11 protein-coding genes and 2 pseudogenes are annotated in these 16,542 nt (G+C 48.4%); 9 read left to right on the forward strand and 4 right to left on the reverse strand.

Annotated elements, in window-relative coordinates; genetic code table 11:
• Nucleotides 1–4 precede the first annotated feature (4 nt).
• Complete coding sequence (locus ACZ5FK_RS16035) at nt 5–1,264, forward strand: CynX/NimT family MFS transporter (protein WP_464805837.1); 1,260 nt, start codon at nt 5–7, stop codon at nt 1,262–1,264.
• A 36-nt stretch (nt 1,265–1,300) separates the two neighbouring features.
• Here ACZ5FK_RS16035 and ACZ5FK_RS16040 read toward each other — a convergent pair whose 3' ends face one another.
• Entirely contained in the window at nt 1,301–1,708 is a 408-nt protein-coding gene (locus tag ACZ5FK_RS16040) for a YugN family protein (protein WP_464805838.1), read from the reverse strand.
• 133 nt (nt 1,709–1,841) lie between these two features.
• Nucleotides 1,842–2,282, reverse strand: coding sequence for a hypothetical protein (locus ACZ5FK_RS16045; RefSeq protein ID WP_464805839.1), 441 nt, complete (start codon nt 2,280–2,282; stop codon nt 1,842–1,844).
• A 179-nt stretch (nt 2,283–2,461) separates the two neighbouring features.
• Here ACZ5FK_RS16045 and ACZ5FK_RS16050 point away from each other — a divergent pair, with 179 nt between their 5' ends.
• The 8 genes and pseudogenes from ACZ5FK_RS16050 to ACZ5FK_RS16085 all read left to right on the forward strand — a co-directional run.
• Nucleotides 2,462–4,357, forward strand: coding sequence for a PrkA family serine protein kinase (locus tag ACZ5FK_RS16050; protein ID WP_464805840.1), 1,896 nt, complete (start codon nt 2,462–2,464; stop codon nt 4,355–4,357).
• 125 nt (nt 4,358–4,482) lie between these two features.
• Nucleotides 4,483–5,652, forward strand: coding sequence for a sporulation protein YhbH (yhbH, locus tag ACZ5FK_RS16055; protein WP_464805841.1), 1,170 nt, complete (start codon nt 4,483–4,485; stop codon nt 5,650–5,652).
• Complete coding sequence (locus ACZ5FK_RS16060; protein WP_464805842.1) at nt 5,652–7,049, forward strand: SpoVR family protein; 1,398 nt, start codon at nt 5,652–5,654, stop codon at nt 7,047–7,049. Before yhbH ends, ACZ5FK_RS16060 begins: the two co-directional genes overlap by 1 nt.
• Before the next feature lie 253 nt (nt 7,050–7,302).
• The gene (locus ACZ5FK_RS16065) at nt 7,303–9,483 is read left to right on the forward strand and encodes a DUF2339 domain-containing protein (protein WP_464805843.1); all 2,181 of its coding nucleotides are present in this window, start codon (nt 7,303–7,305) and stop codon (nt 9,481–9,483) included.
• Nucleotides 9,484–9,653: 170 nt separating this feature from the next.
• A complete protein-coding gene (locus ACZ5FK_RS16070; protein ID WP_464805844.1) occupies nt 9,654–10,661 on the forward strand; it encodes a GTPase in 1,008 nt (335 codons plus the stop codon).
• Nucleotides 10,662–10,945: 284 nt separating this feature from the next.
• Complete coding sequence (locus tag ACZ5FK_RS16075) at nt 10,946–13,831, forward strand: S-layer homology domain-containing protein (protein ID WP_464805845.1); 2,886 nt, start codon at nt 10,946–10,948, stop codon at nt 13,829–13,831.
• Nucleotides 13,832–14,121: 290 nt separating this feature from the next.
• Nucleotides 14,122–14,367, forward strand: a pseudogene (locus ACZ5FK_RS16080) (PAS domain-containing protein); the annotation flags it as partial.
• 240 nt (nt 14,368–14,607) lie between these two features.
• A pseudogene (locus ACZ5FK_RS16085) lies at nt 14,608–14,949 on the forward strand (methyl-accepting chemotaxis protein); the annotation flags it as partial.
• 56 nt (nt 14,950–15,005) lie between these two features.
• Here the strand turns inward: ACZ5FK_RS16085 and ypfJ are convergent.
• A complete protein-coding gene (gene ypfJ, locus ACZ5FK_RS16090; RefSeq protein ID WP_464805846.1) occupies nt 15,006–15,845 on the reverse strand; it encodes a KPN_02809 family neutral zinc metallopeptidase in 840 nt (279 codons plus the stop codon).
• Nucleotides 15,846–15,913: 68 nt separating this feature from the next.
• A complete protein-coding gene (locus ACZ5FK_RS16095) occupies nt 15,914–16,351 on the reverse strand; it encodes a YusW family protein (protein WP_464805847.1) in 438 nt (145 codons plus the stop codon).
• Nucleotides 16,352–16,542: the final 191 nt, after the last annotated feature.

Genomic DNA, 16,542 nt, shown 5'->3' on the forward strand with positions numbered 1-16,542 from the left:
CTGAATGATATTAGTACATGAGAGGGTGAACCGAGTGAAAGAGACGGAAATACGCATATCTAAAAAACTTACGTTCGAGCGACCCAGCTGGTTATTGCTGATTGGCATCATTTTCATCGCCACAACTCTCCGTTCTCCTCTTACTTCTGTTGGTCCGATTATCGCTCCGATTCAAGAGGCGCTTGATATCTCGAGCGTAACAGCCGGTTTGATCACGACAATCCCGCTTCTGGCCTTTGCGCTAGTGTCCCCATTCGCTCCCCGAGTATCGAGCCGTTTAGGGATGGAATTGACATTGTTCCTGGCACTTTGTCTGCTGACAGGGGGCATCGTCCTGCGCTCCATCGGTCCGGCGTCCACTTTATTCATAGGCACGTTCTTGATCGGGGTCGCCATATCCTTTGGCAATGTTTTGCTTCCAGCGCTGCTTAAGATGAGCTTCCCGCTACATATCGGCCTGATGACGGGCATCTATTCCGTATCAATGAATATCTCTGCAACCATCGCATCCGGATTAAGCGTACCGATTTATGAAAAGACGCAGTTCGGCTGGCAAGGCGCACTTGGCATATGGGCCGTCCTTGCACTTGTGGCCTTATTTATCTGGCTGCCGCAGATCAGGAAGAAGAAAATAGCAGCGCCGCCTGTCTCCAAGCATCTCCAAAAGAAATCGTCGACCCTCTTCAAATCACCTGTTGCGTGGAGCGTCATGTTTTTCATGGGATTGCAGTCCTTGCTGTTTTACACCTTATCGGCGTGGCTGCCGGAAGTGCTGAAATCGAGCGGCATCAGTGCAGGGCAGGCGGGATGGCTGTTTTCCTTGCTGCAGTTTGCCCAATTGCCGATGACATTCATCATTCCTGTCGTGGCGGGCAAACTGAAGACACAGCGTCCGCTTGTAGCAGGGCTGGTCCTGCTTTATCTCATCGGGTTTCTCGGGATTTTGGCCGGACCGCCTGAACTCGTAGTCGTCTGGATGATCTCCCTAGGAATTGCAGGCGGCTCATCATTCGGACTCGCGATGATGTTCTTCACCCTTCGGACCCATACTCCGATGCAGGCTGCGGAACTATCGGGCATGGCGCAATCGCTCGGCTATCTGCTTGCAGCCGCTGGCCCGGTCGTCTTCGGCTCCCTTTATGACATGACTGGAAACTGGGATATTTCGCTGATCACCTTGCTGGTTGCATCGGTACTTGTGCTGCTGTTCGGAATGAAGGCTGGCAACGATGAGTATGTAGCTGAAAAGGAAACAAACGTCTGAGAGCGGATAGCTTATCCTCTCAGACGTTCGGCGGAGTTATTGCAGGAGCTGGATGATTTCCTCCACTGCCTGTTCGCCGGCTTCCTGCCAGCGGCTTTTGTCCTGTATGGACGCGTCTTTATCAATCGGTTCCTGGAACTGATTGAAAGAGGCAGTAGCAAGCGAACTTGCATCCATGTCGAGCCCAATGTGGACAACATGTTTTATGACATAGGGCGTTGAAAAGACGATTTGTGCATTGTCATCATCCAGTTCGCCATGGCGGGCCTCAAATGGGACACGCAGATAGATTGTTTCTCCGCCTTCCCTATGAAGTATCGTATCAAAACAGCCGCCGTCATAATCCCAGCCGCCACCTAGTTTGTAGCCAAGGCCGTCCACGGAACTGCGGAATGAACCAAAACGTGCTTGTCTTCCCTCAATAGCAGTCTCTAAAGGCAACATACGGTGTTTCATCTCCTTTCGGTACGAATAGGTTTCACCGCGTGCATTTTTCTATACAGCATTGCAATCAAATAAAAAGCTTGAAACGGCAGGATCTGACTGATCCGCCGTTTCAAGCTTTTTTGCGCTGTCATCAATTCAATTGATCGTTGTATAGAAGACCGTCATCCTTCAAGTCGATGATTTTCAGATGGTTGTCATGTTTTACATAGACACTCTTGAATTTCTTGCTGCCATCAGCGTCTTCGAAAAGGATGACCCTTGTGCCGGGATTATCAGTTTCGATGACCGCTTGATAGGAGGAAAGGTCGATCTGGTCTGCGAGGACGCTGTATTCCTCATAATCAGCCAGTTCATCATTCTTCATATCCTCTGCTTGTGTCCCGGCATTCTCGCTTGAATCAGCAGCCTCGGAAGTTTCTGCGTTGCTGTTATCGGTATTTTGCTGTTCTGCTGCCGGATCCACGGTTGTTGTAGAAGCCGGCTTGTCAGTGTCAGGCTGCGTGTCCGACTTGTCGTTTCCGCAAGCCGCGAGTACTAGGGCGACCGCTGTCAGCATAAAAAGTTTTTTCATAAGATGCATCCTCCTGATGTCTGATTTTCCGTCTTATTGCTTGGCGGTTTGTCCATTGTAAAACGCAGGGTCAGCCAGGTCAAACAATCGAAACGCTGAGGGTAATCCAAATCCATAACATCATTACGAAGCCGGGTGCATAGACTAGTTCAAATCATGCTCCAACTGGGGGGAACAGGATGGATATTTTGAAAAAAGTGAAGCTGGCCCGCGACAATGAGGACCAGTTGAAGTGGGAAGGGACGTTTGCGGAGTATTTGGAGTTGCTTCGGGAGCGAAAGGAAGTCGGCCAGTCGGCACATTCTCGTGTTTATCATATGATCGAAAGCTTTGGCTCCACGAAGAAAGACGGACATACGCATTATCATTTTTTCGATGACGACATTTTCGGTTTGGAAGAAGCGATTGAGCGGCTCGTGGAGGAGTACTTCCATCCAGCTGCAAAACGCCTGGATGTTCGGAAACGGATTCTTCTCTTGATGGGACCGGTGAGCGGCGGGAAATCCACGATCGTGACGATGCTTAAGCGCGGGCTTGAGGCCTATTCGCAGACAGATGAAGGAGCGGTCTATGCCATTAAAGGCTGCCCGATGCATGAGGATCCTCTGCATCTGATCCCGCATCATCTGCGAGAAGATTTTTACGAGGAATTCGGCATCCGCATCGAAGGGAGCTTATCTCCGCTGAATACGATGCGCCTTGAAAAGGAGTACGGAGGTAAAATTGAAGAGATGCCCGTCGAACGGATCTTCTTCTCCGAAGATAAGCGGGTCGGCATCGGAACTTTTACGCCGTCTGATCCGAAGTCGCAGGACATCGCCGATCTGACCGGAAGCATCGACTTCTCAACGATTGCGGAATTCGGATCGGAATCCGATCCGCGCGCCTACCGCTTCGACGGCGAACTGAACAAGGCGAACCGCGGCATCATGGAATTTCAGGAAATGCTCAAACTTGACGAAAAGTTCCTATGGCATTTGTTGTCATTGACGCAGGAAGGGAATTTCAAGGCGGGCCGCTTCGCGCTGATCAGTGCGGATGAATTGATCGTCGCCCATACAAACGAGACGGAATACCGATCGTTCATTTCCAATAAGAAAAACGAGGCGCTCCATTCGAGGATCATCGTCATTCCGATCCCGTACAACTTGAAGGTGAGCGAGGAAGAAAGTATTTACGAAAAGATGATCAAGGACAGCGACATGGCTCACGTCCATATCGCACCGCATGCGCTCCGCGTGGCGGCGATCTTCTCGGTGCTGACGCGGCTGAAAATGTCAAAGAAGCAAGGCATTGATATCGTCAAGAAGATGAGGCTGTACGACGGGGAGAATGTGGATGGTTACAGTTTCAATGACTTGGCGGAGCTGAAGAAGGAATTCCCGGACGAAGGGATGGACGGCATCGATCCGCGGTATGTCATCAACCGGATCTCGTCTGCCATCATCCGAAAAGAAGTGCCCGCCATCAATGCGCTTGATGTGCTTCGATCGCTGAAGGACGGATTCGATCAGCACGCTTCCATTTCAGCTGAAGACAAGGAGAGGTACCTCAATTATATTTCAATTGCCCGTAAGGAATATGACGATATCGCGAAGAAGGAAGTGCAGAAGGCATTCGTCTATTCCTATGAGGAATCGGCGAAGACGCTGATGGACAATTATCTGGATAATGTCGAGGCGTTCTGCAACAAGCACAAACTGCGCGATCCGCTTACCGGGGAAGAGATGAGTCCAGATGAGAAACTGATGCGGTCGATCGAGGAGCAGATCGGCATCTCGGAAAATGCGAAGCGGGCGTTCCGCGAAGAGATCCTCATCCGGATTTCCGCTTTTGCTAGGAAAGGTCAGCGGTTCAATTATAAATCGCATGAGCGGTTGCGGGAAGCCATCCAGAAGAAGCTGTTCGCCGATTTGAAGGATGTCGTGAAGATCACGACGTCTCAAGCAGCGCCGGATGAGTCCCAATTGAAAAAGATCAATGAGGTTGTTGCCCGCCTTATTGATGATTACGGATATAATTCAACGTCCGCGAACGATTTGCTGCGCTATGTCGGCAGCCTTCTGAACAGGTGATTGTGACAGGCGGGGGAGCCGGAACCGGTGTCCTTCGCCTGTTTTTTGACTATAGAGAATTGGTCAATAACCGATTCCGTATTGCATATGATGAAAGAAACAATCGGTACAAGGATGGGGTGAGGATGAGCATGAACGAAAATCAGAAAAGTTTTGTCGTCTCTCAGGAAAACTGGTCTCTTCACCGGAAAGGGCATACGGATCAGCAGCGTCACTTGGAAAAAGTGAAGGAAGCGATCAAGAACAATTTGCCGGACCTCATCAGCGAAGAAAGCATCATTATGTCGGACGGCCGGAAAAAGGTCAAAATCCCGATCCGTTCATTGGATGAATATAAGATTAAATACAATTATGAGAAGCGGAAACATGTCGGGCAAGGCGGCGGTTCCTCCGAAGTGGGTGACGTGATCGCGAAAGACGGCAGTGCTAAAGGGCAAGGACAGGGCCAGGGGAAGCAGGCGGGAGACCAGGCGGGCAGCGATTATTACGAAGCGGAAATTTCACTCGCGGAGCTCGAAGAAGTGCTCTTCAAAGAGCTCGAACTGCCAAGGATGCAGCAGAAGGAACAGGCGGATGTGACAATTGACTCTATCGTGTTCAACGACATCCGCAAGAAAGGCCTGATTGGAAATATTGATAAGAAACGGACGATTCTAAGTGCCATCAAACGGAACGCCATGAAGGGAAAAGCGGAGATTGCTCCTATCCATAATGATGATCTCCGGTTCAAGACGTGGGATGAAGTGAAGCGGCCCCATTCAAGAGCGGTCGTCCTCATGATGATGGATACGAGCGCATCGATGGGGAAGTTCGAAAAATATATGGCGCGCAGCGTGTTTTTCTGGATGACACGCTTCCTCCGCACAAAGTATGAACATGTTGAACTGGAATTCATCGCGCATCATACGGAGGCCAAGGTCGTTACGGAAGAAGAGTTTTTCACGAAAGGGGAGAGCGGGGGAACGATCTGCTCGACAGCCTATACAAAGGCGCTTGAATTGATCCACGAAAAATACCCGCCATCCCAGTACAATATTTACCCGTTCCATTTCTCGGACGGCGAGAACATGTCGAGTGACAATCCGAAATGCATCAAACTGGTGAATGAGCTCATGGAGCTGTCCAATATGTTCGGTTACGGGGAGGTCAACAGCCACTCCCGCTATTCGACACTCCGAAACGCCTATGAGAAGATCGAGGATCCAAAATTCATCCCGTATGTCTTGAAAGAGCAGAAAGACGTCTATCATGCTTTGAAAAAGTTTTTTCACAAACAGGCAGAGGGGGCTTTCTGATGGAATTTAAAGAACTGCACCGGGCCATCGATGAAATCACGGAAATTGCCACAGGCTTCGGGCTCGATTTCTATCAGATGCGCTATGAAATCTGCCCGGCGGATATCATTTATACATTCGGCGCGTACGGGATGCCGACACGTTTCTCGCATTGGAGCTTCGGGAAGCAATTCCACCGGATGAAGCTGCAATATGATCTCGGCCTGAGCCAGATCTATGAACTTGTCATCAATTCGGATCCATGCTATGCATTCCTGCTTGATACAAACAGCTTGATTCAGAACAAACTGATCGTCGCGCATGTCCTCGCGCATTGTGATTTCTTCAAGAACAATGTCCATTTCTCGCGGACTCGGCGTGATATGGTCGAAAGCATGACCGCAACTGCGGAACGGATCTCTGCATATGAGATGATCCACGGTAAAGAGGAAGTGGAGCATTTCCTCGATGCTGTGCTGGCGATCCAGGAACATGTCGATCCATCGCTCAACCGCCTTTTCAATGAAGAGAAAGACGAGGATGAAACAACGCCGGCCGTCATTCAGACCCCGTATGATGATCTCTGGTCTCTGGATGGAAAGCGGGAATTGGCGAGTGGGGCAACCGCGAAGCGCAAGCGCGTGCCCGCCTCGCCGGAAAAGGATTTGCTGCTGTTCATCTTACGGCATAGCCGGGAGCTTGAGGAATGGCAGCGTGATATTTTAACGATGATGCGTGAGGAAATGCTCTACTTCTGGCCGCAAATGGATACGAAAATCATGAACGAAGGGTGGGCAACCTTCTGGCATCAGCGCATCATCCGGGAAATGGATTTGACCTCCGACGAGACGATTGAGTTCGCCACCTTGAACGCGAATGTCATCCAGCCTTCACGCACGTCCATCAATCCGTATTACCTTGGGCTGAAAATCTTTGAAGATATCGAAAAGCGCTATGACCATCCGACGGAAGAAATGCGGGAATACGGCATCACGCCTGGGTCGGGCAGAGAGAAGATTTTCCAGGTGCGGGAGATGGATTCCGATATTTCCTTCATCCGCAATTTCCTGACGAAGGATTTGATTGCCCGTGAGGATCTTTACATTTTTGAAAAGAAAGGCAGCCATTATACGATTACCGACAAAGAATACGAAGCGGTGCGAAATCAGATCGTCGCAAACCGGGTGAATGGGGGTTTCCCTTATATCACCGTACACGACGGTGATTATGTACGGAACGGCGAATTGTATCTCGTCCATCAATATGAAGGGATCGAACTGGATTTCCCATACTTGGAAAATGTGCTTCCCTATATCCACCAGCTCTGGGGCCGGCTCGTCCATCTGGAGACGGTTGTTGACGACAAACAAATCGTCTTCTCCTACGACGGCAAAAAAGTGCATCGCCGGTACGCTTGAACGAGAGAAGCAAGTTGTTAGCGAGTCGGAGAATGGGGGGGACCTCCCCTCACCATCTAAAAAAGCACTTCCATCACGGAGGTGCTTTTTTGATGGATCCATTAGAAACATACAAGTTCATCATCAAGAAAAACAGAAATTACATACCAAATACTTATTACTTAGTTAATCAAAACGCTCTATTAGCAACATAACAAATTAATAGATTATGATACAATCAATAAAAAGCATTGGATGGAAAGAGGTGAATGGATTGCCTTCTGAACTAGATCCCTTAGTGAAGCGGATGGAAGAACTGGAACATGAAATGATTTTATTGAAGAAGGAAATCGCCAATTTGGCTGAAGAGAGACAAGATACGAAAGAAGAACTGCGCGACAGTGTCACAGAAGAACCGCAAACAAAGTATGAAGGAATGCCGCAGCCTGAGAGGATGGAAACGGAATCACCACCTAACGCTCCTCCGGAAGAGGAACTGATCGGAAACATGTTCATATCCGAAATCCGTAACGAGACGGAACCATTCGAATTTCGGATTTCCACTGGCGAGAAACCTGCACCCCCGACTAGCAGCGGTAATTTTGAGCGGATTCTTGGCACGTGGCTGCCGCGTCTCTTCATGTTCATCCTCATTGTAGGTGTCCTTTGGGGGCTCAAAGTCGCCATCGATAACGGCTGGGTGACGGATGTGCTGCGGATTGCGCTCGGATATATGGGGGCTGGATTGCTGTATTTCTTTGGCATGCGGAATATCCGTAGATCACGCAGAGGATTCGGATTGACGCTTCTCGGCGGATTCATGGCGATCGGCATACTGACGACATTTGCCGCACATCATTTGTATGGATACTTTCATTATATTATGGTCTTCCTGATCGGCATCGCTTTCATTGCAGCAGGGCTTTGGCTCTCTAGCCGCCTGAAATCGGAGACGCTCACCGTCTTTTCAGCAATCGCAGGGTTTCTCCTGCCATTTCTCCTGGAAGGCGTCAGGACTTCTGAATTCCAGTTTTGCGGTTATATTTTGCTGTTCTTCCTGTCACTGTTTTTCGTTTCTCTTTGGCAGAAACATCGGTATTCGTTTTACGTGACATTCGGTCTGTTCCATTTCACCATGGTCTTTTACATGCTGATCAACTTGCCTCATATCAATCTGAATACCGTCGTCTACACGGTAGCAGCTCAGCATATGATGCTGCTTGCCTTCTATATGCTGCAGCGGAATTGGGGCAAGGCGGCCGCAGGGGAAATCATCCTGTATTTGAATGCGATGTTCACTTTTCTCTGGATCATAGCGGCTGACCAGACGCTGCGGCTTGTCCTTTACAGCCTTCTAGTCGTCCTGTATGGCGGATTATCACTGCTGGCAGTGAGACAGAGAGATCAGAGGATGCGTTCCGTCATGCCGGCCATTGCGATTGTTGCTGCTGCGATGCTCATCCTGTCATTAAAGCTGGATGAACCATTGATCCAATTGACACTGCTGCTCGTCAATGCGACGCTCGGCATCTGGATCGGGCTCCGCATCTCTTCACTAAGGCCGTTGATCGCAGGAGGAGCTCTGTATGTAATAGCAGCATCCGCTGTCCTGACATTGGTCCAGATCGACTCGTTCGTGTCGATTGAAAATGTTGTCTGGCTGATTTTCATGTATACGCTTGTCCTGATTATCTATTTGGCGATTCAGCGGCCGCCAGCATTCCTGGAAGGCAGGGAGCGCTTGGTTGACGGAAGCATGATTTTTCCGCAGGCCATATCACTGATCTATGTGGCGTATATCGTATCGTCTATGCTGAAGGGGACAGCATTCAATCTGTTGACAGTCGTCCACATATTGATCTTTGTCTATCTATTCCTGTTCTCTGCGTATTTCCTTCTCCATCGATGGAAGCGAGGCATCTACGCTGCTCATGCGGCAGCAATCGGGTTTTTGCTTCTCGGCCTGTTTGTGCTGTTTATGCCGCTGGCGAATTTCGTGGATTCTGACGGTCTGCCTCTCAATCTGTTTGTCCAGGTCGTCTATGTGCTGCTTTTGACGCTTCAGCTGCGAAACCTTGCAATCGGCAAGTTCTATTTCATGCCGGGGAGGGCTTCATCATTCCTGCCGGGAATAGCAATTGTCATGCAGGTTGTGTATTTCATATTCTTGAACAAATGGTATCTTTCCATTGCAATCGGGTACAATTGGAACTGGGAATATGTGCTGCTCATCCAGACGTTCCTTCTATTTCTGTACGCGTTTCTTTCGATCAGCGTGGGAAGATGGAGAAACTGGAAAGCCATCAAAATCATCGGTGTTGTGCTTCTAGGCATTGCATTTCTTAAATTGTTCTTCGTGGATATGGCTAGCATTTCCGTGCTCGTCCGCGCCATCCTATTCATCTGTGTAGGGATTGCCGGCTTGCTGTATTCAAGGACTTTATTCAAAGAATAACAAGTGGAGGGCCGGCCATGATGGCGGTCCTCTTTTCCTGATTGAAAGGTTATTCAACCAGTAAGAACGGGTATTTGGATAAAATGAATCCGTACGGCATGTCTTTACGTATATATAGCAGGCCATGCTATTGTCATACATACCGAAGATGGAAAGAAGGTGCGTTGCAAATGAAGGATTTTATGAGTGATCAGCAATTCGATGCTATATTCAAGGAGAAATCCGAAGAGATCAACGAACAGCTTGAACGGGAAGTGCTCATAGCTATGATCGGCGATGTCAATGCAGGCAAATCATCGACCGTCAACCGGCTGATGGGTGCGGAAGTGGCAGGTGTCGGAGCGAAGCCGGGCGAGACGCAGGAGATCAAAAAATTCATCTATCAGGAGAAAATCATCTTTGTCGACACGCCGGGGCTGGATGATATATACAGCGAACATTCCCAAGAGACGATGAAGTTCTATAAGAAAGCGGATGTCGTCCTGTTCTTCCTGAACGCGGCAGGTTCAGTACTCTCTGAAACGGAACTAGTGTCACTAAAGAAAATAGCCAAAGTTAACAAAGACATCCTGATCGTGCTGAATAAGATTGATGCAGCGGATGATATTGCATCCCTCGTCAACTATATCAAGCAGCATACCGATTTCGAATATCCTGTCATTCCGATCTCATCCCGTACGGGCGAAAATATGGCGGCGCTTCAGAGAGAGATCCTCGACATTCTGGAACTAAAAAAAAAGGACATCCTCCTCGCCGCAAATTTGGCAGATAAGTCTTCCGTCGCAAACCGTTGGATCTTAGGGGCGGGCGCATCAGCCGCGACAATCGGGGCCGTGCCGATTCCAGGTTCCGATTTCGTACCTCTGACTGCACTGCAGGTGAGCCTGATGCTGAAACTGTCCACTCTATATGGAAAGCCGATCTCAAAGGACAATGCGAAGGAATTGATCATTGCAACAGTCGTCGGGAATATTGGCAAGACCATCTTCCGCCAAGTCGTGAAAGTGGTGCCTGGTGCAGGGACGGTCATCGGGGCAAGCGTCGCAGGCGGAATGACGGTCGCGCTCGGACATGCTGTGAAATACGCGCACGAAAACAATATAGAGCTTACGCCAAAATCGCTGAAGCCGATCTATCAGATGTTTTTGAAGAAGTCGAATAAATCAGAAGGACAATAGGCAGCAATGTGCCCTCTTGCCCAGAAAGCAAGAGGGCTTTTGATTTGCATAAATATGTTTCTATTTTACTGTTTTTATTAATAGATAGAATGCCGGAATGGCGTTGGGCAGCTTCGTTACCAGGAAGATAGAGTGATAAGTAGATTGCTAGTCTGGAACGGAAACCGGTTTTTACCACTATCTTTTTGATAAAATAAGATTAATAATGTGTAGCGAGGGTAAAACTATATGGGACTAGCAATGCCCTTATTAGAGTTATTCAACAAAGAGGAGGAAGTTATGTAATGGACAACCAACCAAAAAAGTATCGTAATTTCATAGTAGGAGCCGCTTCAGCTGCATTGATCGCATCAGCAGTCGCACCAGTCGCGAGCGCGGCAACAAAGGAATTCCCGGATGTGAAGGGGAATACCCATGAGACTTCCATCAATGCACTAGTTGCACAAGGCATCATCGGCGGATACCCGGACGGCACATTCAAGCCGAATAAGACATTATCCCGTTCGGATGTTGTCAAGATGATGGGCAAGTGGCTGCAAAACATGGGCTATGAAGTTCCTTCAGATTACAAAACGAATCCTCGTTTTAAAGATTTGACATCAAAAACAAATGAAGAACTTTTGAAATCCGCAGCCCTCGTCAAAGACAATGGCGTATTCGGCGGATATGAAAACGGCACGCTCGGCGCAGCAAATGACATCACACGCGAGAACATGGCGATGGTCCTTGTACGTGCATACGATGCTGTCTATAAAACTGATCTTGTAAACCTAGTGAAAGAAGACGAGTTCACGAAAGAAGTGACGGACCTTGCAGCTGCAAAAGCGGAAGCCCGTCCATATATCGATGTTCTTGACTACTTTGACATCACACATACAGCAGACGGCAAATTCATGCCGAAAAGCACAACAACACGCGGTCAGTTCGCAACATTCCTTTACAAAGCTTCCAATGTAAAAGTAGAAGACAAGACTGACAAGGAAGCACCTAAACTTGTCTATAACGGCGAAAAAACGTTGAATGTCAAATACGGCGAAACGTTCACAATGCCGACTGTGACAGCGACTGACAATACAGATGAAACTGTAGAAGTCACAAGCGTCATCACAAACGAAGCTGGCGAGCGCGTAACAGCAATTGACACAAAAACATCTGGCACATACAAAGTGACATACAGTGCAGTCGACAAAGCTGGAAACCACGCTGAGGACTTGGTAGTGACAGTAGTAGTTGGAGAGAATCCTAATCTTGAAGTGGCTTCGGTTACTAGCGAGAATGCAAAAGAATTGGTTGTCACTTTCAATAATCCAATCGAGACTGGAAGCGTGATGACGGACGGTAAATTGAAGTCTGGCGTTATTACTCTGACAAGAACATCCAATGAATCTGGTGCCGGTATTTTGAATGGAGATTTGAAAGGTAAGACAGCAACTTTGAGCAAGGATGGGAAAGTATTGACAGTACTTGCGCCATCGACAGAGTTCTTCAAAGGGAACTATGACGTCAAAGTGAGCGGAGTTGTGAAAAAAGACACAGTCAAGCCGATGGAGAACTTCTATGGCAAATTCACAGCGAACGATACAAAAGCTCCTGCTGTAACAGGCGTGACGTATAATCCTGCAAATGATAAAATTGAAGTGACACTTTCCAAGCCAATCGATCAATTAACTGGACAAGTACTTCGCGTGAATGGACAGCCTGTTGAATTCGAAGCTATTGAAGGACCTACAAACAAATTGACTTTCAAACGTCCTGAAACAGTTGCGGCAGGAACATCTGCAACATTATATATCGCAGGCCTTCGAGATGCTGCTGGCAATCTGCTTGATGCCTATAATGGTTCTGTTTCCATCACTCAAGATGCAACAGCACTTTCTGTAGGGAACATTGAGCAGGTTTCGAATGACACTGTACGGGTAACTTTCAACAAAGCACTTGACAAACAGTCCAATATTAATATCCTAGCGCAAAAAGGATTGGTTGTAACAAAATCCAACGGCCAGGTGACCAACACGTACACAGTCACAAAAGCTCCAGCTGCCGTTAATCCGGATGGAACAAAATATGATATTACATTCGGCGATGCTACATTTGCGAACGGAACAACTGAGAACTTTACAGTTACATTCACAGACAAGGCATTTACAGGCGTTAGCGGCACTGCCAATGCGCTTACGACAAAAAATGTGACTCTTGTAAAAGACACGACTGCTCCTGCTGTCCAATCTGTGAAACAGTCTCTTGACGGCAAAGCGATTGAAGTGACTATGACAAAGAACATCTCTGTTGCTGATGCAGCAAAGGTCAAGCTCCGTAAAGATAATGTGGAGTTGACAGGTACTAACGTTTCGGTCAAAAACGGGAACATCCTTGTCATCTCAATGGCTTCGAACAGCCAATTGGCTACAGGTTCTTATACAGTGAGATTAGAAGCTGGCGCTATCAAAGATACGAACGGCAACTTGAACGCCGTTGCCATGACTTCCCCGGTAGCAGTCGATAATACAACAGCTGTTCAGCCGCAAGAAGCAGTAATTGCAAACATGGCTGGCGATCAAAACGTGAACATCTTTACTGTAACTGCACCGAATGGTGAGAAATTCGTCGCGCAGAACGTTGGCCTATCCCACTTCACGCTTGACGGGCAAGCACTTCCTGTTGGCAGTGATGTATCGATCGATGCAAATCACAAAGTAATTACAGTGAAATTGCCTGCCAAGGACTCCATTACAACAAGCGGACCGGCCACTCTGACTGCAAAAGATTTGACGTATGCATCCGGAAAACCGTTTGCAACAACAACGGCAACAGTTACAGTGACAGACAACACTCCTGCCACTTTGACATCTGCTAGAGTTACAGGCAATTCAATTGAATTGACATTTGACGAAAACATCAAAGCAGATGCTTTCGGAAATGATATTGCTAAAGTGCTTCAAGATTTGACAATTACAAGCGACACAGCAACGTTCGAAGTTGGTAATGCTACAGCATCCACATCCGTGAACGGAAAGAAAGTAATCATCAATGTAGTACCTGGAACTAGCAACTACGAGCAGGTAGTGGCAGGCAACAACCTGAAGGTATCCACGAATAATACGGTTACCAATTTGACTGACGCAAATGGCGTATTGGTCAAAGCATCCGTATCCGTACCTGTAACGAAGTAATACATTTTGAAGAAGCGGCAAAGAGCGGATTCGGCTCTTTGCCGTTTTCTTGATGGTCATGCAGTATGTAGATTTGCCTACATTAGTTCGGTTGAAGAAATAAAACCATCCAACCTATTCCAATTCCTTCGACAATATGCTTATATAGAATATAAGTTACATTACGATAGTCACAAGAGGATTGGGAAATAGGGAGGCTGGAGATGGGGGCACATACAGAGCTCGAGCAGGTGACAGACGATCATGTCGTCAAAGCGCTGGAGAAGAATTTATCAATTATACGGTTTGATATGGATCGTACGATTGTTTACGTCAATGATAATTTTGCCAATGCCGTAGGATATTCAAAAGATGAGCTGGTTGGGATGAAACATCAGCAATTGTGTTTTCCTGCTTATGTGGAAAGCCGGGATTATCATCATCTGTGGACTGACCTGGCGAGGGGAATCAGCCGCCAGGAGAAAGTGGAACGGCGGGGGAAGGACGGCGGAAAGATCTGGCTGGAGGCGACGTATATGCCGATTTTCAGTAATGATGGCAGGCGTGTCATTGGTGTATCGAAAGTCGCTTCGAATATCACAGACCGGCAATCCGCCATTACAGAAGTCGTGGGTGAATTGCGCATGATGGCGGAGGGACTGGCGGAACGGTCGGATATCGGTACGAAGCGGAGCGAGGAATTGCTCGGCAGCATAACGCAGATTGCATCCATTTCGGCGAATAATACGCAGGTGCTCGAGCAGTTGCAGGTGCATGCGGAGAGCATTCAGCATATCGTGAAGACCATCCGTGATATTGCGGCGCAGACGAATCTGCTGGCGCTCAATGCGGCAATTGAGGCGGCGCGCGCAGGAGAACACGGCAGAGGCTTTGATGTTGTGGCGAAAGAGGTCCGTAAACTATCCGGGAATGTGGAGAAGTCGATCGTGGAAGTCCGGGAAGGCGTGGAGTCGATCACGCGGGAGATTCAGAATATCGCGGATGGAACGACACTTGCCCGGCAGCATGTGGAATCGTGCCAGCTGCAGATCCAGACTGCTTTGGATGATTTTCTGGCCATTGCAAAATCTGCCGCTGCGTTGGATAAACAGTCGGAAGAAGTGGCCGGCGTCATTTGAATTTGAAAAGACCGGGGAGAGAAGGCACACCTTCTGCTCTCCGGTCTTTAGCTATGTCATAGATCGCGTGCGCTGAATGTGTCGCCGCCTTCGATCGTCCCATTTTCAAAACCTTTGTAGAACCATCGTTCACGCTGCTCGGAAGTCCCGTGCGTGAAACTTTCAGGCACCACATATCCGCGTGCGCGTTTTTGGAGGGTATCGTCGCCGACCGCGCTTGCCGCGTTCAAGGCCTCCTGCAGGTCACCTTCTTCAAGAAGGCCGTTCCCTTGTTCATGCTTGGCCCAGACGCCTGCAAAGTAATCGGCCTGCAGTTCCAGCCGCACAGAATACGTATTGTACTCTTCCTCACTGACCCGCTGCCGGATCGCTGCCATCTGGTCGCTGATGCCCAGCAGTTTCTGGACATGGTGGCCGACTTCATGGGCGATCACATAGGCCATCGCAAAATCGCCCGGCGCATTGAACTTATTCTGCAGTTCCTGATAGAAACTTAAATCAATGTATAGCTTTTCATCACCGGGACAATAAAACGGACCGACTGCCGCTCCTGCTGTTCCGCAGGCGGATTGGACGCTGCCCGAATAGAGGACGAGTGTCGGATTTCTGTACTCCATTCCCTCTTCCTCAAAAATTTCACTCCATACGTCCTCTGTGTCAGCGAGCACGACCGAGACGAAGTGGGCAAGTTCCTGATCCTGTTCGGTTTCAACATAGTTTCCGCCGTCCTCGGTCCCGCTGCCAAGCCCGCTTAAAATGCTGCTCGGATCGCCCCCGAGGAACATAACGATCAATAACAGGACTACTCCGCCAAGTCCGCCGCCGACAATGCCGACGCCTCCCATGCCCCGGCGATCTTCCACATTCCTGCTCTCCCTGCGGCCTTTCCATTCCATAGGCAATCCCTCCTGCTAGTCGGATATCTATCGTTTCTATACCCGATTTGAGAAGGAACGAACGTGTATCATTTTGTCATTGTCATATCCTTCGCATCATGCCCTGCAAATTTGATGCTGAGCTTCAGCATCTTGTAATCGCTGATTCCAAAAGCTTTTGCGGCTGACTTGACCATATCTTCCTCATCCATGTCGGGATTCAGATCCATCTTTTCAAATAGCCCCTCCAGTTTTTGCACCGCTTTGTTTCCATGTGAAGAAATTCCTTTTTCTTTGTTTGTATATTCTGCTTCAATGCGGTCAGGCTTTTCATCGTACTTAGCTGAGACCACTTGCCGCTGGGCTGCCGTGTCGATTGTCAGGCTGAACGTAGAAAAGCCGTATGTGCTGCCGACTTTACCGGCGGGCTCTTTGCGGTCCGTCACAATTGTCCGGTCCGTGCATGCCCCGAGCAGAACGACGAGAAAGCAAAATAGCAAGGTGAGTGTAAGATAATATTTTCGCACGGGAACCATCCTTTCAAGACCCTATACCGCTAACATATCCCGAGGCTCATCAGGCTATACAGCATGATGGCAGAAACGGCCGGCTCCTATCCCATATTCGCCGATTTTGAATAAAATGTGACGGATTGAATAGGTACATTTGAAATATTGGTTGCAAATCAATCAAAGGCTTATGATAAAATGGAACAAGT

Source organism: Sporosarcina sp. GTC18466 (genome assembly GCF_055389225.1).